A 26,239-nucleotide genomic window follows, 5' to 3' on the forward strand; every position below is an offset into this window, starting at 1 on the left:
CCACGGCAGGAGGGCGGGGCGGGGCGGGTTCCGGGCGTTCCCGGCGGGAACGGCGCACGCCCTGCACGGCGTGCGGCGTCCGGAACCCGCGTCCTCGCGGTGAGCTGGTGCGGCCGGTGCGTTCGGGTCAGCGCTCGGCGCCCGGGACCACGGGGCGAGCGGCGCCCGCGGGCACCGGACCGTCGGGAGCGGGCGCCGTGGCCCGGCCGGGGCCGGCGGCCGGGCTCCCGGACTCGGGGGCCGACGGCAGCGAGAGGGTCACGCCCTCCTGGCCGGGAGCGAGCGGCACGCTGCCGGAGACGGTGCCCGCGTACGGCTCCCCGAAGGCCGCCGGTCCGGCCGGGAGTACCCGGGTGGTCCCCGCCGGCATGGTGGCGCGGACGGCCGTACCCGCCGGAGCCGTGACGGTGACCGTGTCACCGATCCGGTACGCGGTGACCTGACCGGCCTTCACCGCGCCGTCCCACGAGGCCCGTTCGCGCAGTTCCGCCCCGACGTCCTTCATCCTGGGGTTCACCAGCGGGGTGTCGTCCGCGTACAGCGCCGCGTACTGGTCGAGGATCCGGTCCAGGACCGGGTAGGCGATGCGGTCCTCGGCCAGGTTCGACTGGTGGATGAAGTGAGGCCGGGGATCGTTGGCCAGGACGTGGCCCATGGCGATCCGTGCCTCGAGCGGCACGATGTGCTCCGAGTAGCCCGTAGCGGGGTCGAGCGGCGCGTCGAGACAGGTGGTCGTGGCCGAGTCCTCGCAGATGCCGCTGCCGCCCTGGGCCCTGCTGGTGTAGATCCAGTTGTACTCGTCGACCTGCTCCGCGGCCCGGCCCACGTTGTAGAACACGTTCATCGGGTGGCGCGAGACGGTGAGCGCGGGGCCGACCTGCCGCTGCACCGGATCACGGGAGTTGTCCGAGGCGAGCCAGGCGATGCCGTTGTCCGCGAGCGCCGGGGCGAGGTGGGGGTTGTCCTCGGGCTGCTGCGGCAGCAGCTTCAGGCCGGAGTGCTCCCCGGTGACCAACTCACCGCTCTCCAGAGGCAGTCCGGCCTGCTCGGCCCACTGGCGGTTGTCGGCGATCTGCCGCGATATCTCGTCCCGCCCGACGTAGCGGACGCTGCCGTCCGGATTCGTGGCGCACTTCCACGGAACGACACTCACGTCCTGCTCGCAGCCCAGGTACGGGTGGTCGTAGGTGTGGTTGATCCAGCGGAACGCCTCACGGTCCCCGGTGAGCCGGTCCGCCAGCGGATCCGCCCCGTCGTGCTCCTCCCGGTACTCGACGCTGCCGCCGCCGTTGTACGCGAGGTCGAGGGTGAAGTTCCGGGACCGCGACCACTCGACCGCGCGCCCGACGTCGTCGGGCGTCATCCGGATCGGGTTCGGCGTGCCCTGACCGGGCAGGCAGTCGACGTCACCCGGTGTGCAGTTGAGCTCGGTGTCCCAGCGGTCGTCGGCGGCGAAGACGTCGTCGACGTGGACCGAGAACCAGTTGCGGGAGGTGCCCAGGCGCGTGCCCTGGGTCATCCAGTCGACGATCCCCCGGGCGAGCAGGCGGAACTGCTGCTGGTACTGGTTGGCCACGAAGGTGACCACCAGTTCGCGGCGGCCGTCGTGGCGGTACTCGCCGACGAGCGAGCCCCGGGCGGTTCCCCCGGGAGGGGCGCGTCGACGTAGGTGGTGAAGTCGGCGCCCACCCGCGGCCGGGAGAGGAAGCCCCAGCTCTCGTCCACCGCGGGGTCGTTGTCCTCGAAGGTGAAGGCGCCGTCGAGATAGCCGAAGGGCCCGGCCTTCCCGGCCGCGGTCACCTGTGCGGTGATGCCGTCCACGGGCCCCGCGTACCCGCCGTTCACGGGGTACTCCAGCCCCGCCTGCGGCCGGGCGTAGGTGTACGCGTCGACCTGCGGGATCGCGTAGGTCCGCTCGTAGGCCGCCAGGGCGGCCATCTCCTGCGAACCGGCCGGGAACGGTTGGTCGTTGGGCAGCACCACGGCCTGGTACCTGGCGCGGGGGCGGCCGTCGACCTCGTCCGCGAGGAAGGCGGCGTCGATGACGGGCCGGCTCTCGTCCGCGAGGTCGACCACGGTGTACGGGGTGCCCGTGCTGTCGAGTTCCGCGGCGATCGCGGCCGTTGCCGGCCCCCCGTCGGAGACCACCAGCACCCGGAGGTCGATCCTCGGCGCCGGTTCTGCCGCCTGCGCCGGCGCAGGCGGCAGTCCGCCGAGCGAGATGATGAGCGCTCCTGCGGCGAGCGCGGTCGTCCATATGGTCCGCCGGACGCGGATCCGCTTCATGCGGTGGTGTCCCTCCCCCTGACCCCCCGGCACGACGAAGCGGCGGCTCCCCCCGGAAACGCCGTGCCGTTGTGCCCTGTCCCGAGACATAGTGGAGGCTCTGTGTGGGTTCTGTGCGCCTACGGTGAAAATTGACGGAAAAGCACAGGTGTCCCACAGAAGTCGGCGATGGGCGGGAGCGGCTCGTCCGCCAGGGGGCCGGGCGGGCGCGGCGGGTAAACGCTTGCAGTCGCCGGTCGGGCGGACAAGGCGCCGGCCGTGGCGGATGAGTATTTTCGGCCAGGGGTGTGCCGGCGCCGATCGGGTTGGGTGCCCGCGCGTACGCGCGGGAGTGTGATCGGCGCCCGCCGGGCCCCGACGCGCGCGGGGGCGCGTCCTGCCGGTGGGCCGCCGCCGCTCGAAACCATGCCCGTACGGCCGCCGACGGCCGCCGTCGCGAGTGCGTCCGGCGGCCGCCGCGGTGTCCCGGGGAGGTCGGGGAGGTCGGGGAGGTGGGGCAGGTTGGGGAGGGAGGTAGGGGGGCCCGGCGGGGGTGCCGGGTGCCCGGGCCGTCAGGAGGCGGCGGGCTCCGCGGGGGCGCAGGCCACCCGGGTCTCCGGAGTGTTGTGGATGCCGTCCTTGGTGCGCTGCCCGTTGTCGTACTCGTAGTACAGGTAGGAGTAGAAGCCGATGGTTCCGTTGCAGCCGGAGTCGGCCGCGACCTGGTACGTCAGGGTGACGGTCCGGGAGGTGCCGGGGGCCAGCGGGATCTCGTAGTTCACGCCGAGGGCGGTCGAGCCGGTACCCGAACAGACGGCGCCCTGGGCGGTGCACGAGACGAAGTTGTACTTGAGGTCCTTGCGCTGGGTCGTCGCCCAGGTCGGCTGCACCGACTGGTACACGAACCAGATGTCCGTCGACTGGTTGTTGGTCAGGGTCATCGTCAGCGACACGGTGGAGCCCGGCGTGGTCTCCGGCTGGTCGACGGTGAAGGCCAGGTCCGGGGTGTCGGCCGCGGCGGGCTGCGCCGCGCCGAGGCAGACGAGGGCCGTGGCGAGAGCGGCCGACTGGCCGAGGCGTCTCAAGTGTGTGATGCGCATGGGCCGGGAGGTTAGGAGAGCGCCGGCGGCCCCGTCTGCCCCGCTCCGCGCCGGGCGGGCGCCCCCCGGCGTGAAACCGTCGTGGACCTGCGCGGGCCCGGCGGTCCGAATCCTGCGTCCGCCTGGGTGCATATGCGCCGGACATTGCCGGTGCTCGCATCCTCCGCATCCGGTCGCTCACCGTGTCCGCGACGTCACTCAACGGGAGTACGACAATGGCCTGTTCCGCGGTGGGGCGTCCTCACCACCGGGCTCCGGAGGCGGGCCGCACTCCGGGGGCCGCCGCGCCGGCACGGCGGCCCCCGGAGTGCGGCCCGGCCGGAGTGGACGGACGATGAAGCCGATGAGCGGAGCGGCCGTGAGCAAGGAACCCTTCAACCCGGGCATGAGCAGCCGTGCGCTGGTCGAGCTGCACCACGTCGACAAGCACTTCGGCCCGCTGCACGTCCTGCGGGACATCAACCTGACCGTCGACCGCGGCGAGGTGGTGGTCGTCATCGGCCCCTCCGGGGGAGGCAAGTCCACGCTCTGCCGCGCCATCAACCGCCTGGAGACCGTCGACTCCGGCGAGATCGCCATCGACGGCCGGCCCCTGCCTGCCGAGGGCCGGGAACTCGCCAGGCTGCGCGCCGATGTCGGCATGGTCTTCCAGTCGTTCAACCTCTTTGCGCACAAGACCGTCCTGCAGAACGTGACCCTCGGCCAGATCAAGGTCCGCGGGAAGGACCGGAGGAGTGCCGAGGAGCGGGCCCGCGCGCTTCTGGACCGCGTGGGCGTGGGGACGCAGGCCGACAAGTACCCTGCCCAGCTCTCCGGCGGACAGCAGCAGCGGGTGGCGATCGCCCGAGCGCTCGCCATGGATCCGAAGATCATGCTGTTCGACGAGCCGACCTCCGCCCTGGACCCGGAGATGATCAACGAGGTGCTGGAGGTCATGCGGCAGCTCGCCAGGGACGGGATGACCATGGTGGTCGTCACTCATGAGATGGGATTCGCCCGTTCGGCCGCCAACCGCGTGGTGTTCATGGCCGACGGCAGGATCGTGGAGGAGACCACACCCGAAGAGTTCTTCACCAACCCCCGTACCGACCGAGCCAAGGACTTCCTCTCGAAGATCCTCCACCACTGAGGCCCCGGCGCCCGCGGCGCCCGCGCGCGACGTGCCGGGAACACGTACCACCCAGCGATCCCCAGGGATGATCACCATGATGCCTCGCAAGGTCTCCGCCGCGGCCGCCGCGGTGCTAGCGCTCTCACTCGCCGTCACGGCCTGCGGTTCGGACGGCGGTGGCGGTTCGGACGACGGGAAGGAGATCACCGTCGGAATCAAGTTCGACCAGCCCGGGGTCGGACTGAAGACGCCGGACGGCGGCTACGAGGGATTCGACGTCGACGTGGCCCGGTACGTGGCCCGGCAGCTCGGTTACGCCCCGTCCGACATCGTCTTCAAGGAGGCCAAGAGCGCCGACCGCGAGACGCTGCTCCAGCGCGGCGACGTCGACTTCATCGCGGCCTCGTACTCGATCAACGACGAGCGCCGCAAGAAGGTCGACTTCGCCGGGCCGTACTTCCTGGCGCACCAGGACGTGCTCGTCCGGGCCGGCGACGAGTCCATCGCCAAGCCGTCCGACCTGAACGACAAGAAGCTCTGCTCGGTCACCGGCTCCACCTCGGCGCAGAACGTCAAGACGAAGATCGCACCGCAGGCCCAGCTGCAGGAGTACGGCGGCTACTCCGAATGCCTGACGGGCCTGGAGAACAAGACGATCGACGCGCTGACGACCGACGACGCGATCCTCGCCGGTTACGCCGCGCAGGACCAGTTCAAGGGCAAGTTCCGGCTGGGCGGCTTCAAGCTGAGCGACGAGTTCTACGGGATCGGAGTGAAGAAGGGCGACACCGACCTCAGGAACAAGATCAACGCCGCCTTGCAGAAGATGGTCGAGGACGGCTCCTGGCAGAAGGCGGTGGAGGCCAACTTCGGACCGGCCGGCTACCGCAGCGAACCCCCGCCGCGGATCGGCGTCTTCGTCGGCTGAGGCCATCGAGGCGAACAAGACCACCGATACCACCGAGACGACCGAGACGACCGAGACCACCGAGACGACGTCACCGAGGCGTAACCGTGTTCGACTTCCTGCAGGGGTACGACGTGCTCGGGGCGTTCTGGACGACCATCCAGCTCACCCTCTGGTCCGCGATCGGATCCCTGGTCTGGGGCACCGCGCTGGCCGCGATGCGGGTCAGCCCGGTGCCCGTGATGCGCGGCTTCGGTACCGGGTACGTCAACGTGGTCCGGAACATCCCGCTCACCGTGATCATCGTCTTCACGTCCCTCGGGCTGTTCCAGACCCTGGGTGTCAGCCTCGGCGCCGACACCTTCACCGTGATCAACTTCCGGCTCGCCGTGCTCGGGCTGATCGCCTACACGTCGGCCTTCGTCTGCGAGGCACTGCGGTCGGGCATCAACACCGTGCCCGTGGGCCAGGTGGAGGCGGCGCGTGCCCTCGGACTGGGCTTCGTCCAGGTGCTCACGCTCGTCGTCCTTCCCCAGGCATTCCGCTCGGTGGTGGGCCCGCTCGCGAACGTGCTGATCGCCCTGACCAAGAACACCACCGTGGCCGCGGCCATCGGCGTCCCCGAGGCCGCGCTGCTGATGAGGGAGATGATCGAGAACGAGGCGCAGCTCATCCTCATCTCGGCCGTCTTCGCGGCGGGCTTCATCATCCTCACCCTCCCCACCGGACTGTTCCTCGGCTGGGTCGGCAAGAAAGTGGCGGTGAAGCGGTGAGCTCCGTCCTGTACGACGTCCCGGGGCCCCGGGCCCGGCGGCGCAACATCCTGTACACGCTGGGCTTCCTGGTCGTCCTCGCCGCCCTGGCGTGGTGGGTCCTCACGGGCCTCGCCGGCAAGGGCCAGCTGGAATGGTCCAAATGGGCGCCGTTCTTCACCGACTCGCGGGTGTGGACGACCTATCTCCTGCCGGGGCTCGAGAACACACTCGTCGCAGCGGCGCTCGCACTGGCGATCGCGCTGCCGCTCGGCGCGGTCCTCGGCATCGCCCGGCTGTCGGACCACTGGTGGGTGCGCGGCTCGGCGGGCGCGGTGGTGGAGTTCTTCCGCGCCATTCCCGTGCTGATCCTGATGCTGTTCGCCAACGCGGCCTACGCCGCGTTCTCCGACATCAGCCCCGACACCCGGCCGCTGTACGCCGTGGTGACCGGCCTGGTGCTCTACAACTCCTCCGTGCTCGCCGAGGTCGTCCGGGCCGGGATCCTGGCACTGCCCCTGGGTCAGTCGGACGCGGCCAGGGCGATCGGCATGCGCAAGGGCCAGACGATGCGCTACGTGCTGCTGCCGCAGTCGGTGACGGCCATGCTCCCGGCGATCGTCAGCCAGATGGTGGTGATCGTGAAGGACACCGCCCTGGGCGGCGCGATGCTCGGCTTCTCCGAGCTCCTGGCGTCGGTGCGGCCGATGAGTGCCAACTACGGCGCCAACACCATCGCCAGCTTCACCGTCGTCGCCGTGATCTTCATCGTGCTGAACTTCGCGCTCACCTCGTTCGCGGCCCGGCTGGAGAGCCGGCTCCGGCGCGGCAGGAAGTCCACCGGCGCGGTGGTGGCCGCGGACGCGGTAGAGGTGCTGGCGACGCCGGGCGAGCACATGGGACACAAGCCGAAGCCGCCGGAACAGTCCTGACGCGCGGTCCGCCGATCCGTGCCGCGCCCGGGAAGGGGCCGGGGTGAACCGCCGAGCCCGGCTTCCCGGCCCGCCGCGCATACTTCCGCAGGTGCCGTGCACCGGTCGTCGAATCCCCTGCGCCCGGCTTCCCGAAACCGCCGCAACCATCAGGAGCCGCCCCCGGCAAGGCGACACGCGACCGTCGCGCCGTCCCGGATCCCATCGGGGCTTCTTGCTGCTCCGGATGACCGCGGGGCGGTTGGGCGGACCGGCGCCCGTGCAACTAGTCACGGACATGGCCGTCGGTGCATCTCATATGACCGTTCCGCGGGAACCGGGTGACCCCTCAGGGCAGCACGGCCGGGGGAGGGGCGGCCGGTGGCGGCTTCCCTCCCCCGCCACCGCCACCGCCGGTGCCTCGCTCCTCGCCGCGCTGCCGCTCGCGCTGCTGGCGACGGCCGCCTGGCTCGGACGCCATGTGCGCCCCAGCGCCGACGAGTGGTGCTTCCTGCCCGTGGTGCGCGACCAGGGCATCGGCGGAATGATCGGGAAGTTCTACGTCACCGACAACGGCCGAGTCGGCAACGGCCTCCTCGTCGGGTTGTACGCCCGGTTCCCCGTGGCGGGCCACCAGTGGTACGCGGCCCTGAGCGCGCTGTTCGTCCTGGCCGTGCTGTGGGCCCTCGTCGTCCTGGTGCTGCGCCGCGCCCGCCAGTCGGTGCCGCACGGGTTCGCGACGCTCGTCGCCGCGATGGCCACCGCGGTCTTCCTCCTCGCGACCCCCAACACCTACAAGACCCTCTACTGGCCGGCGGGCTCCGTCTCGCACACCGTGGCCCCCGCGCTGGCCTGCGCCGCCGTCCTCCCGGCGCTGGCCGCCGGGACGCGGCGCGGCCGTGTCGCCGCCCTGGCCGTCGCGGCTGCCGCCGGGGCCTTCACCGGCACCCTCTCCGAGGAGACCTCGGTCGTGGCGCTGGTGGTCCTCGGGGGACTGCTGCTGTTCGGCCGCCGGCTCGTCACCGACCGGGTGTGGCCCTTCCTGCGGACATGGGCGCTGACCGGCGCGGCCGGGATCGCGGTCGGCACCGCCGTGCTGATGACCTCGCCGGGCTCCCTCCGCAGGCGCGAACGCTTCGGCGCCGAGACCACTTCGATCCTGGCGCCGGACTCCCTGCTCGCCTCGGCCCGCGGTTTCGCCCGGATCACGGAGACCGTCCTGACGACCTGGGAGTACGGGGGAGTCCTCGCTGCCGGAGTCCTGCTCGGCCTGCTCGTCCGTCCCGCCCGCACCGGCACCGGCCCGGCCGTGCTCCGCCCGTGCCGTCCGCTGCCGCTCGCCTGTGCGGGTGTGCTCGCCGTCCTGGTCTCCGGCTATCTCTGCACCGTCGTCACCTACCCGGTCTTCGGCCCGCGCGTCGTGACCGCCGCCCGTACCTGGAACGACTACCTGCTCCTGTACGTCCTGGTACTCACCGGCCTCGGCGCCCTCCTGGGCCGGGCGCTGCGCGGGCGCGGCGCCCGGCCGTGGGCGGTGGTGACGGCCGCAGCCGCTGCGGCGGGGCTCTACAGCGCGTCCGTCGTGGGGCTGGGACTGCCGCTGCACCACCTGGGTCAGGACATGGCGGTGCGGGCCGGGCAGTGGGACCGTCAGGACAGGGCGCTGCGCGCTGCGGCGGCGCGCGGGGCGGAGGTGGCGCCGTACACCCCGACTCCGGTCGCCGGGATGCTCGAACCGTTTCGCAGCGGGGGCCGCATCCCCTGGCCCGCCCGGTGCGTCGCCGAGTACTACGGGCTGGAGCGGATCACTCGCTCGACGCGGGTTCCGTGACCGTCCGCCGGGCACCGGACGTGATCGCCCAGCGTGCGACCAGGAACGACAGCGGGGTGACGAGAACCCCGGCGGCGACCGCCGCGAGATGCTCGTCCATGCCCAGCCGGCTCACGGCCAGATGGAGCAGTACGCCGCTGCCCACGAGACCGGCCGCCCCCGACAGCGGATAGCGCGCGAAGCCGCGCCACGTCGGCCGGGTGCGGAGGGTGACGTAAGAGTTGAGCAGGAACGAGCCCGTGACGCCCACCCCGTACGCCAGGGCGTGCGCGGCCAGGTACGGCAGCCACAGCAGGAGCAGGGCGTACACCGCGTAGTACACCCCGGTGTTGACCACCCCGATCACGGCGAAGGCGGCGAACTGCCGCAGAACGGCGGGGTTCACCGGCCGGGCCGGGACTGCGCCGCGGACGCCGGGGGAACACCGTCCGCGGGACGTGGCGAGGCGGCGTCGCTCTCGGCCACGACGTAGTGCGGCCGCCGTTTCGCCTCGTGGTAGATCCGGCCGACGTACTCGCCGATGACGCCGAGGGTCGCGAGCTGGACGCCGCTCAGGCCGACGATGGCGGTGATGAGCGTCGCGTACCCGGGTGTCTCGACGCCGTCGAGCACCGCGTTCGCGACGATCCACACCGCGTAGCCCAGGGCGGACAGGAAGAGCCAGAGACCGGTGTGGATCGCCAGGCGCAGCGGACGGGTGTTGAAGGACAGCAGTCCGTCGATGCCGTAGTCGAGCAGGCGTCTGCCGCCCCATTTGGAACTGCCCGCGACCCGTTCCACGTTGCGGTAGGTGAAGCCGGCCGTCGGGAACCCGATCCAGGAGAAGAGCCCCTTGGAGAAGCGGTTGCTCTCCGGGAGCGACAGCACGGCCTCGACGGCGCGGCGTGACAGCAACCGGAAGTCGCCCTCACCGTCCGCGATCTCCACGTCCATGAAATGCCGCACCATCCGGTAGTACGCCCGGCTCAGCGCCGACCGAACGGCGCCCTCGCCCGTGCGGTCACGACGGGCGACGACCTGGTCGTAGCCGTGCCGGTACAGCTCCAGCATCCGGGGCACCAGCTCGGGGGGATGCTGCAGATCGGCGTCCATGAGCACCACCGCGTCGCCCCGGGCCATCCGCATCCCGGCGAGCAGTGCGGCCTCCTTGCCGAAGTTGCGGCTGAAGGACGAGTAGCGCACGTGCGGCGAAGCCGCCGCGAGCGCCCTCAGCCGGTCGGCGGTCCCGTCGCCGCTCCCGTCGTCGACGTAGCAGATCTCGAAGCGCTCCCCGGTCGGCTCCAGCGCGGCGACCAGCGCCGCGTGGAAGGCGTCGATCACCTCGCTCTCGTCGAAGCAGGGGACGACGACCGTCAGCTGGGGATGTGGCATGCCTCCAGTGGAACGCGGAATGGGGCGTCCGACCGCGGTACCTACTCCGCACGAGTGTGTCGGGGCGCGATCGCCGGAGTGGTGTCGTGCGGGAGTCGTGGATGCCCCGCCGTCCCGCCGCCACGTAGTTCCGGCGTGCCCGCGTTCGGCGTACGGAGTCGGGATCAGGTGCGGCGGCGGAGGACACCCGGAGACCGGACCGGTCGGGCCGGCTCGCCGTCGCCCCGGCCCCGCCACGGACGGCACGTACGGGCGCGGCCGGCCTCCGCACGTCATGCGTACGAGGACCGGCCGCGCCCGGAGGTCCGGCTCACTTGACCGAACCGGCCATCACTCCCTGGACGAAGTGCCGCTGGAAGGCGAAGAAGACCACCACGGGCACGACCAGCGACAGGAACGCGCCGGGCGCCAGCACGTCGATGTTGCTGCCGAACTGCCGTACCTGCGACTGGAGTTCCACCGTGAGAGGCTGCGAAGAACTGTCCGCGAAGAGCAGCGCCACGAGCATGTCGTTCCAGACCCACAGGAACTGGAAGATCGCCAGACTCGCGATGGCCGGACGCCCCACCGGCAGCACCAGCCGGGTGAAGATCCGCCACTCGCTGCCGCCGTCCATCCGCGCCGCCTCCAGCATCTCCCGCGGGATGTCCGCGAAGTAGTTCCGCAGCAGGAAGACGGCGAAGGGCAGCCCGTAGGCCACGTGGAACAGCACCACACCGGGAATCGTGCCGAACAGCCCCAGCTGACCGAAGAGTTTGGCGACCGGCAGCAGACCCACCTGGACCGGAACCACCAGCAGTGCCACCACGAGCAGGAAGATCCAGTCCCGGCCAGGGAACTCCAGCCAGGCGAAGGCGTATCCGGCGAGCGCAGCGAGCACGATGACCAGGGCGGTCGCCGGCACCGAGATCAGCACGGTGTTCCAGAACGCCTGGGTGATGCCCGCGTTCCCCAGCAGCGCCGTGTAGTTGTCGAAGGAGAGCTGCCCCGGGCTGGTCAGCGTGGTCCACCAGCCGCTGCTCGCGTTGTCCTGGGGCGTGCGCAGCGAGGACAGCAGCAGACCTGCGAGCGGGGTGATCCAGACCAGGCCGATCACCACCAGGAGGGCCTGGACCACGCCGTTGCCGAGCCAGCGGCCGAGCCGGCCGCCGGACTTCGCCCGTGCCGTCCCGCCGGTGGCGGCCGGCTCCTGCACGGCGGCGGGGCCGGTGGGGGTGGCGCTCATGACTGACTCCTGCGGAAGCGGCGGACGTTGAAGACCATGGCGGGGATCACCAGCAGCAGGAGCAGGACGCCGAGCGCGCTGCCGAGCCCCTGGTCGTTGCCGCCGCCGAAGGACACCAGCCACATCTGCGTCGCCAGTACCGTGGCGTCCTCCTGCACCGGCCCGGGCGCGATGATGTAGACGAGGTCGAAGACCTTCATCACATTGATCACCAGCGTCACGAAGACCACGGTCAGGATCGGTGCGAGCAGTGGGACGGTGATCCGGCGGAACACCTGCCACTCGTTGGCCCCGTCCATCCGGGCCGCCTCGAGCGCGTCGCGCGGCAGCGAGGACAGCCCGGCGCCGATGAGAACCATGGCGAACCCCGTCCAGATCCACAGGTAGGCGCCGATGATGGCCGGGGTGACCAGCGCGGGCCCGAGCCAGGAGACCCCCTCGTAGGGCGGCGCGAAGTTCGCCGCGGGCAGCCGCACCGTGTAGGAGCCGGGCTCCAGGTCCCGGAAGGCGAAGGAGCCGTCGGCCGCGGTGGTGGCGGAGGCGACGGTCCTGCCGTCCCGGACCGCCTCGACGGTCATCCTCGGCAGCCCGCTCTCGGTGCGGTCGACCGTGCCCTGCTCACCGCCTCCGCCGGGGGTGAAGTCCAGATAGACGACGCCGGACAGCTCATCGGCGCCCGCCTTCTTCTGCGCCGCCCCGTGCGCGGGGCGCGCCTCCTGGGGGATCTCCGCGGGCTTCACCCCGACGAGCCCGAGCGTGAGCACGTCTCCCGGTGAGGCCGCCCCGGTCGTGGCGTAGGACCCGTCGGGCCCCTCGGCGAGGCCCTGTCCGTCCCTGGCGCGCGCGGTCGGGTACGGCGACGAGCCCTCGAAGGCGTCGTGCACGCCGACCACGGCCGCGTTGAGCACGCCCTTGTCCGGGTCCTCCTCGTAGGCGAGCCGGAAGATGATGCCGGCGGCGAGGAAGGAGACCGCCATCGGCATGAACAGCAGCAGCTTGAACGCCGTGGCCCAGCGGACCTTCTCCACCAGGACGGCCAGGATCAGCCCGAGTCCGGTGAGCAGGGTCGGCGCGACGACGACCCAGATGGCGCTGTTGCGGACGGCCTTGAGCGTGGCGGGATCGCGGAACATCTCGGTGTAGTTGCCCGCGCCGACGAACCGGGTGCCGGAGGCGTCGAAGAAGCTGCGCCCCATCGAGAACAGCACCGGGTAGACGACGAGCGCGCCGAGCAGCAGCAGCGCCGGGAGCACGAAGGCCAGGGCGACGATCCGCCGGCGCCGCCGGGCGCTGTGCCGGGGATCCGCGGCCTTCGTCGGCCGGGGCCGCCCCGCGGACGGGGCGGCCTGTGTGGTGACTGCGGTCATGGGATGTCAGCCCTTGTACGCCTTGGCCGCGGCGTCCTCGAGACGGGCCGCGGTGGCCTTCGGGTCGGACGGGTCGCGCAGGAAGTCCTGGAGCAGCTTCCACTCGCCCGCGCCCTTGGTGCCGCCGAAGGCCGCGGGCGCCTGGTCGGACATGTCGAAGCGGACGGAGTCGCCGGCGTCGATCAGCGACTTGGCCGTCTCGCGGGCGGTGTCGTCGCCGTACGAGGCGAGGTCGAGCTTCTTGTTGGGGGAGAGGAAGCCGCCCGCCTCGGCCCAGACCGCCGCCGCCTCCGGGGTCGCCAGGTACTCCAGGAACGCCATCGCGGCCTTCTGGTTCTTGCCGTCCTTCAGCACGACCGCGGCATCACCGCCGCTGACGACCGGTGCCTTGCCGCCGTCGACCGCGGGGAAGGGGAAGAAGGAGGCGTCCTCGCCGATCTTCTTGCCGAACTGGTCCTTGGCGACACCGGCGACGAAGTCGCCCTCGTAGACCATGCCCGCCTCGGGCTCGGGGCCGAAGACCTTCTCGACCGAGCCGGGGAAGTCGGTGGCGAGCGCGCCCTTCTCGCCGCCCGCGATGAGCTCCTTGTCGGAGAACAGCTTGCCGAGCGTGGTCAGCGCGTTCACCACACTGGGGTCGGTCCACCGGAGCTTGTGCGCGGCGAGCTGGTCGTACTTCTCGGGACCGGCCTGGGAGAGGTAGATGTTCTCGAACCAGTCGGTGAGCGTCCAGCCGTCCTCACCGGCGACCGCGAAGGCGGGCAGACCCGAGTCGGCGACGGCCCGGCCGGCCTTCAGCATGTCCGCGTACGTGGACGGCGGCTTGACGCCCGCCTGGTCCAGTGCGTCCGGGCTGTACCAGACGGTCGACTTGTGGGCGGCCTTGAAGTAGAGACCGTAGAGCGAGCCGTCCACGCTGCCGTAGTTCTTCCACACGGGCGCGAAGTTGCCGTCGACGGACTTCTCGGTGGTCTTCGACAGCGGGGCGAGCCAGCCGCTCTTCGCGAACTGCTGGAGCACACCCACCTGCGGGACCATCACCACGTCGGGGGCGTTGCCGCCCTCGATCTTGCTGCCGACGACGGTGGAGACGTTGTCGCCGGTGGAGACGAACTGCGTCTTGGCACCGGTCTTCTCGGTGAAGGCGTCCAGCACCTTCTGGAAGTTCTTCTGCTCGGCGCCGGACCAGACGCCGGCGACCGTGATCGTCTGGCCGTCGAGGGACCTGTCGCCACCGCCGGCCGGCGTGGCGGGGTCGCCGCCGCAGGCGGTCGCGCCGAGGGCGAGGGCCAGGGCGGTGCATCCGGCGAGCATCGTGCGTCGTGGGTTCATGGCAGAACTTCCTTACCGGTCGGGAAACGGGCGGAGCGTCGCAGAGCGTGGTTCACGGGGTGGTGCGGTTGGGGGACGGGCGTGGTTCACGGGGTGGTGCGGTTGGGGGACGGGCGTGGTTCACGGGGTGGTGCCGTCGTTGATCCACCAGGCGGCGGTGGAGCCCGGCAGCGCACCGGTCGGGCAGGGGCCGCTGGACAGCAGCGGCGCACCGGAGACGGGGGCGGGCACGGGAGCGGTGCCGAAGTTGACGGCGCACACCAGCCCGTCGCCGCGGACGAAGGCGAGCACGTCGGGCGGCGAGTCGAGCCAGCGCAGGCTGCCCTCGCCGAGCTGCGGCAGCCCGCGGCGCAGCTGGAGACCATCGCGGTACAGGTGCCAGAACGAGCGGGTGTCGGTGAGCGCGCGGTCGGTGGCGTGCTCGGCGAACCAGCCGGGCTGCGGCAGCCAGGGCTTGGCCCCTTCGGCGCCGGAGGTGAAGCCGAACGGCGAGGCATGGCCCGACCACGGCAGCGGCACCCGGCATCCGTCGCGGATCCGCGCCCGGCTGCCGGTGCGCCGGAAGATGGGGTCGGTGAGCACCTCGTCGGGCAGGTCCACGACCTCCGGCAGACCCAGCTCCTCGCCCTGGTAGATGTAGGCGGCGCCGGGCAGCGCCAGCATCAGCAGCGCGGCCGCCCGGGCACGGGCCGAGCCGAGCCCGCTGCCCTCGGTGCCGGACTCCCCGTACCGGGTCACGGTGCGGACCTGGTCGTGGTTGTTCAGCACCCAGGTGACGGTGGAGCCGGTGCCGGCGATGTCCTGCATCGCCTCGGAGACGACCTTCCGGAACGCCGCGGCGTCCCACGGCGCGCTCAGCAGGTCGAAGAAGAATGCCTGGTGGAGTTCGTCCGGCCGTACGTAGCGGGCGTGCTCGCGCGCGGTCGGTACGGAGACCTCGCCCACCAGCAGGCGCTCCCGGCCGTCGCGGACGGTGTACTCCTCGCACACCGCACGCCAGTGGCGCCACACGTCGTGCACCTCGGGCTGGTTCCAGGCGAGGGGGTTCACGGAGTCGCGGGTGCGTGCGTCGGCCTCGGGGTCGGGGGAGTCGGGCAGCTCCGGGTGCTTGAAGAGCCCGGCGGCGACGTCGATCCGGAAGCCGTCGACGCCCCGGTCCAGCCAGAAGCGCAGGACCTGCTCGAAGTGGGCACCGGTCTCGGGGTTGCGCCAGTTCAGATCGGGCTGCTCGGGCGTGAACATGTGCAGGTACCACTGGCCGGGGTGGCCGTCCGCCTCGGTCACCCGGCTCCAGGCGGGGCCGCCGAACATCGCGTGCCAGTTGTTCGGCGGCACGTCACCGCCGGGTCCGCGGCCCTCGGCGAAGTGGAACCGGGCGCGGGCCGCACTGTCGGGGCCGGCGGCGAGGGCCTCGCGGAACCACGCGTGCTCGCTGGAGCAGTGGTTGGGGACGATGTCGAGCAGCACCTTCATGTCGAGCCGCTGCGCGGCGGCGATCAGCAGCTCGAACTCGGCCAGGTCGCCGTAGACGGGGTCGACGTCGCAGTAGTCGGCGACGTCGTAGCCGTGGTCCTGTTGCGGCGAGGGGTAGAAGGGGCTCAGCCATATGCCGTCGACGCCGAGCTTCTTCAGGTACGGGAGTCCCGTGCGGACCCCGGCGAGGTCGCCGATCCCGTCGCCCGTGCTGTCCAGGAAGCTGCGGACGTACACCTGGTAGATCACCGCGTCGCGCCACCAGCGGTGCGGGGGGCGGTGCGAGAGGCCGTGGCCGGCCGTGGCTGTGAGCGTCACCCGTTGACCTGTTTCTTCGTTAAGGGGTGCCCGCGACCAGAAGGTCAGCGGTTATGCATGCATGTTAAGTAGGGGTGTCGAGAAGGTGTCAACGGTTGTGCAGGAATACCAAGGGAGTTGAGGCTTATGTCCGTAAATGTTCCTGCGGCTCGAGTCCGGGGTGATGTGATCCCGTTACCTAACAGGTAGGTAAGCCGGAGGGGTGCGGATGAAGAGCCGGGCGCTCAGCCCCGGCGGGCGACCGCGGAGAGCTCGCGCGAGAGCCGGCGCACGGCCTCGTCGGGTTTCTGGTGCTGGGCCATCGCGTCGTGCACGACGGCCTGCACGGCCAGGCTCACCTGCCCGTACCGCGCGCTCTTGGGCCGCGGCGCGGCGGACAGGACACTGGCCCGCAGGGCCGGCAGATACGGGAACCGCCGGATCAGTCCGGGGTCCCGGTAGAGCTCCGCGCGCACGGGCGGCAGCGCGCCCTCCGTCAGCACCTTCCGCTGTACGGGGGTGCTGGTCAGGTAGGCGATGAGGTCGTTCGCCGACTCCGGATGCCGGGCCCGGGCGCTGACTGCGAGGTTCGACCCGCCCAGCACGCTGGTGCCCGGGCCGTCGGGTCCGGGCAGCGGTACGGCGCCGAACCTCCCCGCCACCCGCGAGTCCTTGCCGGAGGCCCCGGCGTACGCGTAGGGCCAGTTGCGCAGGAACAGCAGCCGGCCGTCCTGGAAGGCCTGCCGGGACTCCTCCTCCTTGTAGGCCAGCGCCTCCCCGGGAATCCAGCCGTCGCGCACCCCGCGGGTGAGGAAGCCGAGGCCGGTGCGGGCCGCGGGGGAGTCCACGGTGACCCGGCCGTCGTCGCCGAGGATCGTGCCCCCGGCCGAGTACACCGCCTCCGTCGCGTTGACCGTGAGGCCCTCGTACGGCAGGAACTGCCCCGCGTAGCCGCCGAGGCCGTACCGGGGGGCCACCGTCCGGGCCTGGTGCTCCAGCTCCGCCCAGGTGCGCGGTGGAGTCAGGCCCTCACGGTCGAGGACGTCCTTGCGGTAGTAGAGCATCCCGGCATTCGTGACATACGGGACGGCGTACAGCTCTCCCTCGTACGTCGCCGTGTCGAGCACCGGCGGCAGGAAGCTGTCGAGCGGGAAGCGGTCCGCCTCCAGTGGGGCTATCCAGCCCGCGGCCGCGAACTCAGAGGTCCACGTCACGTCCATGTTGAGGATGTCGTACCGGCCGTCGCCGGAGCGCAGTCCCGTGGCCACCTGCGCCCGGGTCTCGTCCGCGGAGTCCGGCAGCTCGACCAGTGCGACCTTCTCATCCGGGTGGCTGCGGTTCCAGCCCTCCAGCAGCGGCCCCAGATATCCGGTGAGGTCGCCGGCGGTGGCCAGCGTCATGGGGCCGCGCCCCTCGCCCTGTGCCGCGCCGGCGGGGTCCGCGCCCGTCCCGGTGCCCGCCGAGACGTATCCCGTGAGCACCACCGCCGCGATGAGGAGCCCCCTACCGGCGGCACGTATCCACCGCATAGGTTCCTCCTGTGCACCGGCGTGGGCTTCTTCGACCGCGTCCAGGGCATGTATACCCGTTAGGCATGGGCGATACTAGGGCCCGTATCGGATGACGAGAGCGATCCGGGCCACACCGGACACGGTAGCGGACCGCCCTCGGCCGGCTGGCGGACAACAGGGAGGAGGGGAGCGCGCGTGCGTCTGCCCCTCCTGGCGCTGCTGTCCCGGGGGCCCGCCCACGGCTACGAGCTCAAGCAGGACCTTGAGCAACTGCTGGGCTCCGCGTACCCTCAGCCGAACGTCGGCCAGATCTACGTGACGCTCGGGCGCCTGGAGAAGTCGGGGCTGATCCAGGGCGAGGAAGTCGCCCAGTCGAGCCGGCCCAACAAGAAGATCTACCGCCTCACCGACGCCGGGACGGAGGCGCTGCGCGCCTGGTTCGAGGAGACGGCGGACGAGCCGCGGGTACGGGACGAGTTCTTCATGAAGCTCGCCCTCGCCCCGAAGACCGGACTCGCCGACCAGATCGCCCTCATCAACAAGCAGCGACGCGAGTACCTCAACACCATGCGCAACCTGTCGAAGCTGTCCGCGACCGAGGACCGGGACAACCGCATCGCCCATCTCCTGATCGAGGGAGCCATGCTGCACCTGCAGGCCGATCTCGACTGGCTGGAGCGCTGCCAGGAGGAGCTGGAGGGGCTGGAATGAGCCACACCCCCGACCCGGACGACACCGACCGGACCCCGCTCCTGCGCGCCGAGGGGCTCGTCAAGACCCACCATGGGGAGGGCGCCCCGGCCCACGCCGTGCGAGGGGTGGACCTGTCCGTGCGCCACGGGGAGTTCGTCGCCGTCAGCGGCCCCTCCGGGGCCGGCAAGTCGACCCTCCTGCACCTGCTCGGCGGACTGCAGCGGCCCGACAGCGGAAGCATCTGGCTCGACGGCGAGTGCACCGACTCCTACAGCGAGGCCCGGTGGGCGACCGAGCGGCGGCGCCGGATCGGCATCGTCTTCCAGTTCTTCAACCTCGTCTCCAACCTCACGGTCGCCGACAACGTCGAACTGCCCGCCCTGCTGGCCGGCACCGGCCCCCGGCAGGCGCGCGCCGAGCGCGAGAAGCTGCTCGCCGAGCTCGGTCTGGAGGGCAAGGCCCGCAGCATGCCGGGCGAGCTGTCCGGCGGTGAGCAGCAGCGTGTCGCACTGGCCCGCGCGCTGGTCAACCATCCCCGGCTGCTGCTGGCCGACGAGCCCGCCGGCAGCCTCGACAGCAAGGGCACCCGCGAGGTCATGCGCCTGCTGTCCCGCTTCCACCAGCGCGGCCAGACCATCCTGCTCGTCACCCATGACGCACGGCTCGCCAGCGCCGCCGACCGGGTCATCAGCTTCTTCGACGGCCGCATAGCCGACGACGCCGAGCTGGGCGGTACCCCCGCCCGGGGCACCGGGCTGTCCGGCGTCCTCGAACTGAAGGACTGACCGTGCGGGCCACACTGCGCTGGGCGCACGCCGACCTGCGCACCCACCGGGGCGAGGCACTGTTCATCGTCTCCGCCACCGCGGGCATCGTCGCGGCCCTGCTGCTCGCGGCCGCGCTCTTCGGCTACGCCACCAACCCCTGGCAGCGCGTCTTCGCCCAGTCCCACGGCGCCCACGTCTGGATCCACACCGGGCCCTCCGCCGACCCGGGCCGGCTCGCCGCCCTCGACGGGGTCGAGGCCGTGTCCGGCCCGTTCCGCACCGCGGCGGCGACCGTGGCCTCACGCGGTGCCCGGGCCTCCGTCGAGCTCCGCGGCGCCGGAGCCGAGCCGCCCGCCACCGGGCGTCCGCTCCTCACCTCCGGCCGCTGGCTCACCCCGGCCACACCCGAAGGCGTCGTCCTGGAGAGCAGCCTCGCCCGAGCCCTCGTCGCGGCCCCGGGCGACACCCTCACCCTCTCCGGCACCGGCCGCAGCCTGACCGTCCTCGGCGTCGCGGACAGCGCCGAACCGCGCTACCGGCCCGGCGAGCGACCCGGCACCGTCTGGGCCCTGCCCGCCCAGGTACGGGACACGGGCGAGAGCCCCGGCCGCGTCGTCGGTCTGCTGCTCACCGATCCCGCCGACACCGACTACGCCGTCCAGCGCGCCGTCACGGTGCTCGGCGCCGGGGCGGTCACCGACGTCTCCCACTGGCAGCAGGCCAGATCGGAGGCCCAGGGGGACACCCGGCTGCTCGGCCAGGTCCTCGGGCTCTTCGGACTCGGCGCGCTGCTGGCCGCCGCGCTCGCCGTGTTCGGCGCGATCAGCACCCGGGTGCGCGGCCACCTCAGGGACATCTCCGTCCTCAAGGCCATCGGCTTCACCCCGGGGCAGGTGGTGCGGGTGTTCCTGGTGCAGCACCTGGCCTTCGCCGTGCTCGGCGCCCTGGTCGCCACGCTGCTCATCGAGACCCTGGGCAGCGCCCTGCCCGGACGGCTCGGCGAGGCGGTCGGCGTCTGGCAGGGGCTGCCCGGGCACACGGCCGCCCTGCTCGCCGTGCCCGTCGCCGCGGTGCTGTTCATCGGCGCCACCACCTGCCTCGCCGCCTGGCGGGCCGGCCGGGTGCCTCCGGTGCCGGTGCTCCCGGCCGGGAAGGCCCCGGGCGGCCGGCTGTCCGGACCGTCCAGAAGGGCGCTCGGGCTCGGGCTGCCCCCGGCCCTCGTCCTCGGCTGGCACCGGGCCTTCGCCCGCGGCCCGCAGAGCCCCGCCACCATCGTCCGGCTGGCCCTGCCGCTGCTACTGATCACCGTGGCGCTCAGCGCCTGGACCACGATCGCGCGCTTCGACAGCAGACCGGCGGAACTGGGACTGCCCTCGGCCCTGACCGCCCGCGCGGACAGCGGTCTCGCCGAAGGGGAGGCCGCGGCGCTCCTCGACGGCCACCCGCAGGTCGTGGCGGCCCACCCCGGTGTCGAGGTCGCGGCGCTCGTCCCCGGCCAGACCGGCACCATCGCACTGCGCGGCCTCGGCACCCGCGAGCGGCCGTACCCGTACACCGTGGCGGAGGGCCGGGCCGCCGACGGACCCGACGAGGCGGTGGCCGGGCAGGGCCTGCTCGACCTGCTGGGCGTGGAGGTCGGCGACTGGGTGCGTATGACCGTCGGGGGCCATCCGCAGATCCTCCACATCGTCGGCCGGAGTATCGAGCCGGAGAACGGCGGACGGACCGTCTCCACCTCGCTCGACACCCTCCGCGAGAACGACCCGGCCCTGCGTGCGACGCTGTTCCAGATCCAGTTGCGGCCGGGAGCCGACCCCGCCGGTGTCCGCGCCGAGCTGACCGACGCGTCGGCGGGGAGTCTCGACATCCACGAGGTCACCAGCCCGGCCGACCGGCTCTCCACCATGCGGGGTGTCGTCGCCGGGCTCATCGGCGTGCTCGCCCTGATCGGGCTCACGGAACTGTCGACGGCGATCGGCGGGAGCGTACGGGACGGGGAGCGCGATCTCCTCGCCCTGAAGGCGATCGGGCTGTCACCCCGGCAGATCACGGCGGCCACCGTCACCGCGGTCGGCTGCACCGCGCTGGCCGCAGCCGTGGTGGGAGCGGGTCTCGGGGTGCCGCTGGCCCAGTGGCTGATCGACGCCGAGGGCCGCTCCAGCGGCATCGGCGCCGGTATCGCGCAGGCCCCGTCGCCGCTCCATCTGGCGCTGCTCGCGGCCGCCGCCGTCCTCGGCGCGATCGCACTCGCGGCGCTGCCGGCGGCCCGGGCCGCGCGCCGCCGACTGGTGGACACCCTCAGCGCGGTGGCCTGATCAGGACCGCCTGCCCGGGCTCGCCGCCTTCGGGGTGCGAGGTGGCGGGGCGGCCGGTCCGCCGCTCGGTCCACCCGGTGCGGTGCCGTCCGGCGCCGACGCGGAGCGGACTCGGGGACGGGTGCCTACCGCGCCTCCCAGGCGGGTTGCGGCCCTGGCTCCTCCGGAGGCGGCTGACGGGGCACCAGCAGAGGGGCGACGTCCTCGCGGACCGTACCCTCGCCGATGATCACCTTGGCCACGTCCCCGCGGCTCGGGATCTCGTACATGACGGGCCGCAGGACATGCTCCATGATTCCCCGCAGGCCCCGGGCCCCGGTGCCCCGCAGCATCGACCTCTCCACGACGGCCTCGAGCGCGGCCTCGCTGAATTCGAGCTCCACGCCGTCCATTTCGAACAGCCGCTGGTACTGCTTGACCAAGGCGTTCCTCGGCTCGGTGAGGGTCCGCAGCAGCGCGGTACCGTCCAGGCTCGACACCCGCGCGATCACGGGGAGCCTGCCGATGAACTCGGGAATCAGTCCGAACCTGATCAGGTCGGCGGGCATCACCCCGGCGAACGGGTCCCCGTCGTCGGCCCCGCCCCCGGAACCCATCTCGGCGGCGAAGCCGAGGCCCCGCCTTCCGGTCCGGTCGTCGACGATCGTCTCCAGCCCGGCGAACGCCCCGGCCACGATGAACAGCACGTTCGCCGTGTCGATCTGGACGTACTCCTGGTGCGGATGCTTCCGGCCGCCCTGCGGCGGCACCGACGCGGTGGTGCCCTCCAGGATCTTCAGCAGGGCCTGCTGCACCCCCTCGCCCGAGACATCGCGGGTGATCGACAGGTTCTCGCCCTTGCGCGCGATCTTGTCGATCTCATCGATGTAGACGATGCCGGTCTCGGCGCGCCGCACGTCGTAGTCGGCCGCCTGGAGCAGCTTGAGCAGGATGTTCTCCACGTCCTCGCCGACGTAGCCGGCCTCCGTGAGGGCGGTGGCGTCGGCGATGGCGAACGGGACGTTCAGCAGCCGGGCGAGGGTCTGCGCGAGGTACGTCTTGCCGCAGCCGGTGGGGCCGAGCAGCAGGATGTTGGACTTGGCCACCTCGACCGGCTCGTCCTCCTCCTGCCTGCCGCGGACCCGCTTGTAGTGGTTGTAGACGGCAACGGCAAGTGACCGCTTGGCCGATTCCTGGTCGATGACGTACTCGTCGAGGAACCGGTGGATCTCGGCCGGCTTGGGAAGCTCCGTCAGCGGCGTGGCGGTGAAGTCGGAGAGTTCCTCCTCGATCAGCTCGTTGCACAGCTCGACGCACTCGTCGCAGATGTGAACCCCGGCCGGCCCGGCGATGAGCTGCCTCACCTGCTTCTGGCTCTTCCCGCAGAAGGAACACTTCAGCGGGTGGCCGTCCTCACCGATGCGTGCCATGAACGTGCCCAGCCCCCTCCGGATTGTCCCGTCATCCAGATGTTACAGACATTCGAGCTGGGAGAGGCGACGGCGCACGCGCGACGAGGAGAACGATGGCTCGTCACCAGGACTCAGACGCAGCAGCGCACCCGTGCCGGCGTGCTGGCGGCGGCCCGGGACGAGCTTGCCGAGCACGGTTTCCGCGCCGCCGGGACCGGCGCCATCGCCGAGCGGGCCGGCCTCACCAGGGGCGCCGTCTACTTCAACCTCTCCGGCAAGCGCGCCCTCTGCTTCGCCGTCCTCGCCGAACTGGCCGAGCGCGCGCCCTCGACGACCGGACCGGCGCCCGGGCGAGCTCGCCGCGGCCGAGGCCCTCGGCGCGCTCGCCCGGGACTGGGTCACGCGACCGGCGTCCGCCGGGGCGGAGCGGGGCGACCGAGATTGCGTGGGGGCCGGGCACGCCGGCGAAGCAGGGCCGGGGCGGCCGGGTTGGGAGCCGACCTCATACCGGAGGTCACCGCCGACGAGGGACCGCGCCGGCCCAACCGCCGACTCCTCGAAGTGGACGCACTGCTCGTCGCGCCGGCGCTGGAGGCGCTGCAACCGCTCACGCCGGTCCCGGGCGCTCCGCCGCGCCGCTCGGTGCGGCTCGCCAAGACCGTCCTCACCACCCTGCACGGCGCGAGCCGCACGGCCGCGGCGGCGCCGTGCTTCATCGAGCCGTTCGGGCTGGCAGGCCGGCCCGCCCCGGAGCGCCGGGCCCGAAGCGCATCCGAAGGCCAGGTTCCTGTAACGGAGGTGAAAGCCCGAGGGCCTCAGAGCAGTTCGGAGTCGAACAACCGCAGTAGGGCCTCCCCGCCCGCCTCCGTGTCCGGCGCGTCACCCGGGAGCGGCTGCTCGGCCCAGATGATCTTTCCTTCGGACGTGTACCGCGTGCCCCAGCGCTCCGACAGCTGGGCCACCAGGAACAGCCCACGGCCGCCCTCGTCCGTGGTCGCGGCGTAGCGAAGATGCGGCGAGGTGCTGCTGCCGTCGGCGACCTCGCAGGTCAGGCCCTGGTCGTACAGCAGCCGTACCCGAATGGGCTGGGTGCCGTAGCGGATGGCGTTGGTGAGCAGCTCGCTGAGGATCAGCTCGGTGCCGAACGCCATCTCCTCCAGCCCCCACTCCGCCAGTTTCGCGACGGCCGCGGCGCGCATCCCGGCGACCGCGCTCGGGTCCGACGGCACGTCCCACTCGGCGACCCGGTCCGGGCCGAGAGCGCGGGTACGGGCGATGAGCAGGGCCACGTCGTCCTTCGGGCGGGCGGGCAGCAGCGCTTCCAGCACGCCCTGGCACGTCTGCTCCGGTGTGCCGTCCGTGCGCGCGAGGACGTGGCGCAGCAGCTCGATGCCGACGTCGATGTCGCGGCTGCGGTCCTCGATGAGCCCGTCCGTGTAGAAGACGAGTCTGGTCCCTTCGGGGATCTCGAGCACCGCGCTCTCGAACGGCATACCGCCGAGCCCGAGTGGCGGCCCCGCCGGGAGCTCCGGGAACTCGACGCTGCCGTCCGGGCGGACCAGCGCCGGCAGCGGATGCCCGGCCCGGGCCATCGTGCACCGCCGGGATACCGGGTCGTAGATGGCGTAGAGGCAGGTGGCGCCGGTCATCGCCGGGCCGTCGGGACTGCCGCCGGGGCCCATCTCGTCCTGGTCGATGCGGCCGACCAGGTCGTCCAGATAGCCGAGGAGCTCGTCGGGCGGCAGATCGAGTGTGGAGAAGTTGTGCACCGCGGTCCGCAGCCGCCCCATCGTCGCCGCGGCGTGCAGCCCGTGGCCCACCACGTCGCCGACGACCAGGGCGACCCGGCTGCCCGGCAGCGGGATCACGTCGAACCAGTCGCCGCCCACCCCGGACTGGGCCGGCAGATAGCGGTGCGCCACCTCCACGGCGCTGTGCTCCGGCAGCGCCCTCGGCAGGAGGCTGCGCTGGAGCGTCACGGCGAGAGCGTGCTCACGCGTGTACCGGCGGGCGTTGTCCACCGACACCGCGGCCCGGGCGACCAGTTCCTCGGCGAGGGACAGATCGTCCTCCTCGAAGGGGCCGGGCTTCTCCGAGCGCCAGAAGTTGGCGACCCCCAGGACGACTCCGCGGGCCTGCAGCGGCACGGTGATGAGTGAGTGGATGCCGTACTCGACGATGGCCTTCGTCCGCTCGGGGTCCTGCGCGCGCCAGCCCAGCGCCCTGGACAGGTCCGGCACCACCTCGGCCCGTCCGGTGCCCATCCCGCGGGCCTGCGGCGTCGAGGGCAGGAACGCGATCAGCCTGCCGCGTTCGTAGAGCGGGTGGTCGTCGCGGATCCCGCTGACGGCGGTGCGGCGCATCTCGCCCGCGGAGCCGTTCGGCTCCTCCCCGTCGAGTACGGGGTCCGCGAGGTCCACGGTGACGTAGTCGGCGAAGGAGGGGACGGCGACCTCGGCCAGTTCCTCGGCGGTCCGGGTCACGTCCAGCGTCGTCCCGATCCCCACGCCGGCGTCGTACAGCAGCTGGAGGCGTTTGCGCGCCACCTCGGCCCGGCCCGTCAGCGCCTGGAGCTCCGTGGAGTCGCGGATGGTCGCGACGGTGCCCAGCGGACCGCCGGGGCCGTCGGTGGACCGCTGGTTGACCACGAGCAGCCGGTCCCCGGCGGTCAGCACCTCGTCCGTGGCCGCCGTGCCCGAGGCGAGCAGTTCCGCCGTCGAGGGTTCGAGCCCGGCCAGATCGCGCACGGGCCGCCCCTCGGAGTCGGGGCCCAGGCCCAGCAGCCGGCGGGCTTCGTCGTTGGCGAGCAGAAGCGTTCCGTCTCCGCCGACGATGACGACGCCTTCCCGTACCGCGTGGAGGACGGCGTCGTGATGCTCGTACATACGGGTCATCTCGGCCGGGCCGAGCCCGTGGGTCTGGCGTTTCAGGCGTCTGGTCGCCAGGGCCGTGCCTGCGGTGGCCAGGGCGAGGCCCGCAGCTCCCGTGCCGAGGATGACCGGCAGCTGCCGGTTCACCGCGCCCGTGACGTTGTGGACGGTCAGGCCGGCCGACACCAGCGCCTCGACCTTGCCGTCCGGGCCGGTGACCGGGACGACCGCCTGGACCTCCTTGCCCAGGGGGCCGTCCACGCTCTCGAGCAGCACCTCGCCCTGGAGGGACGGTTCGATCGTGCCGACGAAGCGGTGCCCGATCCGCTCCGGCAGGGGATGGGTGTAGCGGATCCCGTTGGTGTCCATGACGACGATGAAGTCGACGCCTGCGCGCTTCCGCGCCTCCTCGGTGATCGGCTGCAGGACCCGGGACGGGTCGGGGGTGTCCAGCGCGGCGAGCAGGCCGGGGGAGTGGGCAAACGATTCGGCGACCGCGACCGACCGGTTGCGGGCCTCGCGGTCGGTGTCGTGCCGGGTCTGCAGGACCAGGGCGAGGATCGTGCCGAGAACGAGCAGGACCACGACCGCCACCTGGAGGATGAATACCTGCCCGGCGACGCTCCTGGGGCGTTTGCCGATCAGTGGCCGAACCGACACGCCCCGCAATCGGTCGAAGCGCCTGATCACGCTGTCCTTTCTAGCACCGCTTGCCCCCATCGGGCCATACGCGTCCGGCAACGTTCGACC

General features: G+C 72.0%; 18 protein-coding genes and 2 pseudogenes. 9 read left to right on the plus strand and 11 right to left on the minus strand.

The features are described from left to right. Nucleotides 1-127: 127 nt before the first annotated feature. Nucleotides 128-2,286: pseudogene (locus FEF34_RS34930) on the minus strand (hypothetical protein). 551 nt (nt 2,287-2,837) lie between these two features. Then, nucleotides 2,838-3,365, minus strand: coding sequence for a COG1361 family protein (locus FEF34_RS34935; protein ID WP_138056733.1), 528 nt, complete (start codon nt 3,363-3,365; stop codon nt 2,838-2,840). Nucleotides 3,366-3,750: 385 nt separating this feature from the next. Here FEF34_RS34935 and FEF34_RS34940 point away from each other — a divergent pair, with 385 nt between their 5' ends. The 5 genes from FEF34_RS34940 (at nt 3,751) to FEF34_RS34960 (ending at nt 8,877) form a co-directional block, all read left to right on the plus strand. Continuing rightward, a complete protein-coding gene (locus FEF34_RS34940) occupies nt 3,751-4,494 on the plus strand; it encodes an amino acid ABC transporter ATP-binding protein (RefSeq protein WP_407698371.1) in 744 nt (247 codons plus the stop codon). Nucleotides 4,495-4,570: 76 nt separating this feature from the next. Beyond that, nucleotides 4,571-5,404 (plus strand): glutamate ABC transporter substrate-binding protein, encoded by an 834-nt coding sequence (locus FEF34_RS34945; protein WP_138056735.1) that lies wholly within the window; start codon nt 4,571-4,573, stop codon nt 5,402-5,404. Nucleotides 5,405-5,490: 86 nt separating this feature from the next. Continuing rightward, a complete protein-coding gene (locus FEF34_RS34950) occupies nt 5,491-6,156 on the plus strand; it encodes an amino acid ABC transporter permease (RefSeq protein WP_138056736.1) in 666 nt (221 codons plus the stop codon). Beyond that, nucleotides 6,153-7,067, plus strand: coding sequence for an amino acid ABC transporter permease (locus tag FEF34_RS34955; RefSeq protein ID WP_138056737.1), 915 nt, complete (start codon nt 6,153-6,155; stop codon nt 7,065-7,067). The genes FEF34_RS34950 and FEF34_RS34955 overlap by 4 nt, the downstream gene beginning before the upstream one ends. 277 nt (nt 7,068-7,344) lie before the next feature. Then, a complete protein-coding gene (locus FEF34_RS34960) occupies nt 7,345-8,877 on the plus strand; it encodes a DUF6056 family protein (RefSeq protein ID WP_138056738.1) in 1,533 nt (510 codons plus the stop codon). Here the strand turns inward: FEF34_RS34960 and FEF34_RS34965 are convergent. From FEF34_RS34965 to FEF34_RS34995, 7 genes are all read right to left on the minus strand, one after another. Next, nucleotides 8,852-9,262 carry a GtrA family protein gene (locus FEF34_RS34965; RefSeq protein ID WP_138056739.1) on the minus strand — a complete coding sequence of 137 codons (411 nt, stop codon included), beginning with the start codon at nt 9,260-9,262 and terminating at the stop codon, nt 8,852-8,854. The genes FEF34_RS34960 and FEF34_RS34965 overlap by 26 nt on opposite strands. After that, a complete protein-coding gene (locus FEF34_RS34970) occupies nt 9,259-10,248 on the minus strand; it encodes a glycosyltransferase family 2 protein (RefSeq protein WP_138056740.1) in 990 nt (329 codons plus the stop codon). Before FEF34_RS34970 ends, FEF34_RS34965 begins: the two co-directional genes overlap by 4 nt. Nucleotides 10,249-10,558: 310 nt before the next feature. Then, the gene (locus FEF34_RS34975) at nt 10,559-11,473 is read right to left on the minus strand and encodes a carbohydrate ABC transporter permease (protein ID WP_234042673.1); all 915 of its coding nucleotides are present in this window, start codon (nt 11,471-11,473) and stop codon (nt 10,559-10,561) included. Next, complete coding sequence (locus FEF34_RS34980; RefSeq protein ID WP_138056741.1) at nt 11,470-12,840, minus strand: ABC transporter permease subunit; 1,371 nt, start codon at nt 12,838-12,840, stop codon at nt 11,470-11,472. Before FEF34_RS34980 ends, FEF34_RS34975 begins: the two co-directional genes overlap by 4 nt. A 6-nt stretch (nt 12,841-12,846) precedes the next feature. Beyond that, a complete protein-coding gene (locus FEF34_RS34985; protein WP_234042674.1) occupies nt 12,847-14,172 on the minus strand; it encodes an ABC transporter substrate-binding protein in 1,326 nt (441 codons plus the stop codon). A 120-nt stretch (nt 14,173-14,292) separates the two neighbouring features. Further along, nucleotides 14,293-15,963: a glycoside hydrolase family 13 protein gene (locus FEF34_RS34990; RefSeq protein ID WP_138056742.1), complete on the minus strand. Its 1,671-nt coding sequence runs from the start codon at nt 15,961-15,963 to the stop codon at nt 14,293-14,295. Nucleotides 15,964-16,187: 224 nt separating this feature from the next. Continuing rightward, nucleotides 16,188-17,471, minus strand: coding sequence for an ABC transporter substrate-binding protein (locus tag FEF34_RS34995; RefSeq protein ID WP_138056743.1), 1,284 nt, complete (start codon nt 17,469-17,471; stop codon nt 16,188-16,190). Nucleotides 17,472-17,648: 177 nt separating this feature from the next. Between FEF34_RS34995 and FEF34_RS35000 the strand changes: the two genes are divergently transcribed. The 3 genes from FEF34_RS35000 to FEF34_RS35010 are packed head-to-tail and all read left to right on the plus strand — an operon-like array spanning nt 17,649 to nt 21,228. Next, nucleotides 17,649-18,164, plus strand: a complete 516-nt coding sequence (locus tag FEF34_RS35000; protein ID WP_138056744.1) for a PadR family transcriptional regulator — start codon at nt 17,649-17,651, stop codon at nt 18,162-18,164. Next, on the plus strand, nt 18,161-18,931 hold the full coding sequence (locus FEF34_RS35005; RefSeq protein WP_138056745.1) for an ABC transporter ATP-binding protein: 771 nt from the start codon (nt 18,161-18,163) through the stop codon (nt 18,929-18,931). Before FEF34_RS35000 ends, FEF34_RS35005 begins: the two co-directional genes overlap by 4 nt. A gap of 2 nt (nt 18,932-18,933) precedes the next feature. Further along, nucleotides 18,934-21,228, plus strand: coding sequence for an FtsX-like permease family protein (locus FEF34_RS35010; protein ID WP_138056746.1), 2,295 nt, complete (start codon nt 18,934-18,936; stop codon nt 21,226-21,228). A gap of 125 nt (nt 21,229-21,353) precedes the next feature. Here the strand turns inward: FEF34_RS35010 and clpX are convergent, their stop codons facing one another. Further along, nucleotides 21,354-22,637, minus strand: a complete 1,284-nt coding sequence (gene clpX, locus FEF34_RS35015) for an ATP-dependent Clp protease ATP-binding subunit ClpX (RefSeq protein ID WP_138056747.1) — start codon at nt 22,635-22,637, stop codon at nt 21,354-21,356. 39 nt (nt 22,638-22,676) lie between these two features. Between clpX and FEF34_RS44375 the strand changes: the two are divergent. After that, a pseudogene (locus FEF34_RS44375) lies at nt 22,677-22,907 on the plus strand (helix-turn-helix domain-containing protein); the annotation flags it as partial. A 527-nt stretch (nt 22,908-23,434) separates the two neighbouring features. Here FEF34_RS44375 and FEF34_RS35025 read toward each other — a convergent pair. Further along, the gene (locus tag FEF34_RS35025; RefSeq protein ID WP_138057915.1) at nt 23,435-26,149 is read right to left on the minus strand and encodes a SpoIIE family protein phosphatase/ATP-binding protein; all 2,715 of its coding nucleotides are present in this window, start codon (nt 26,147-26,149) and stop codon (nt 23,435-23,437) included. Nucleotides 26,150-26,239: the final 90 nt, after the last annotated feature.

The sequence above is a fragment of the Streptomyces marianii genome (assembly GCF_005795905.1).
GTDB lineage: Bacteria > Actinomycetota > Actinomycetes > Streptomycetales > Streptomycetaceae > Streptomyces > Streptomyces marianii.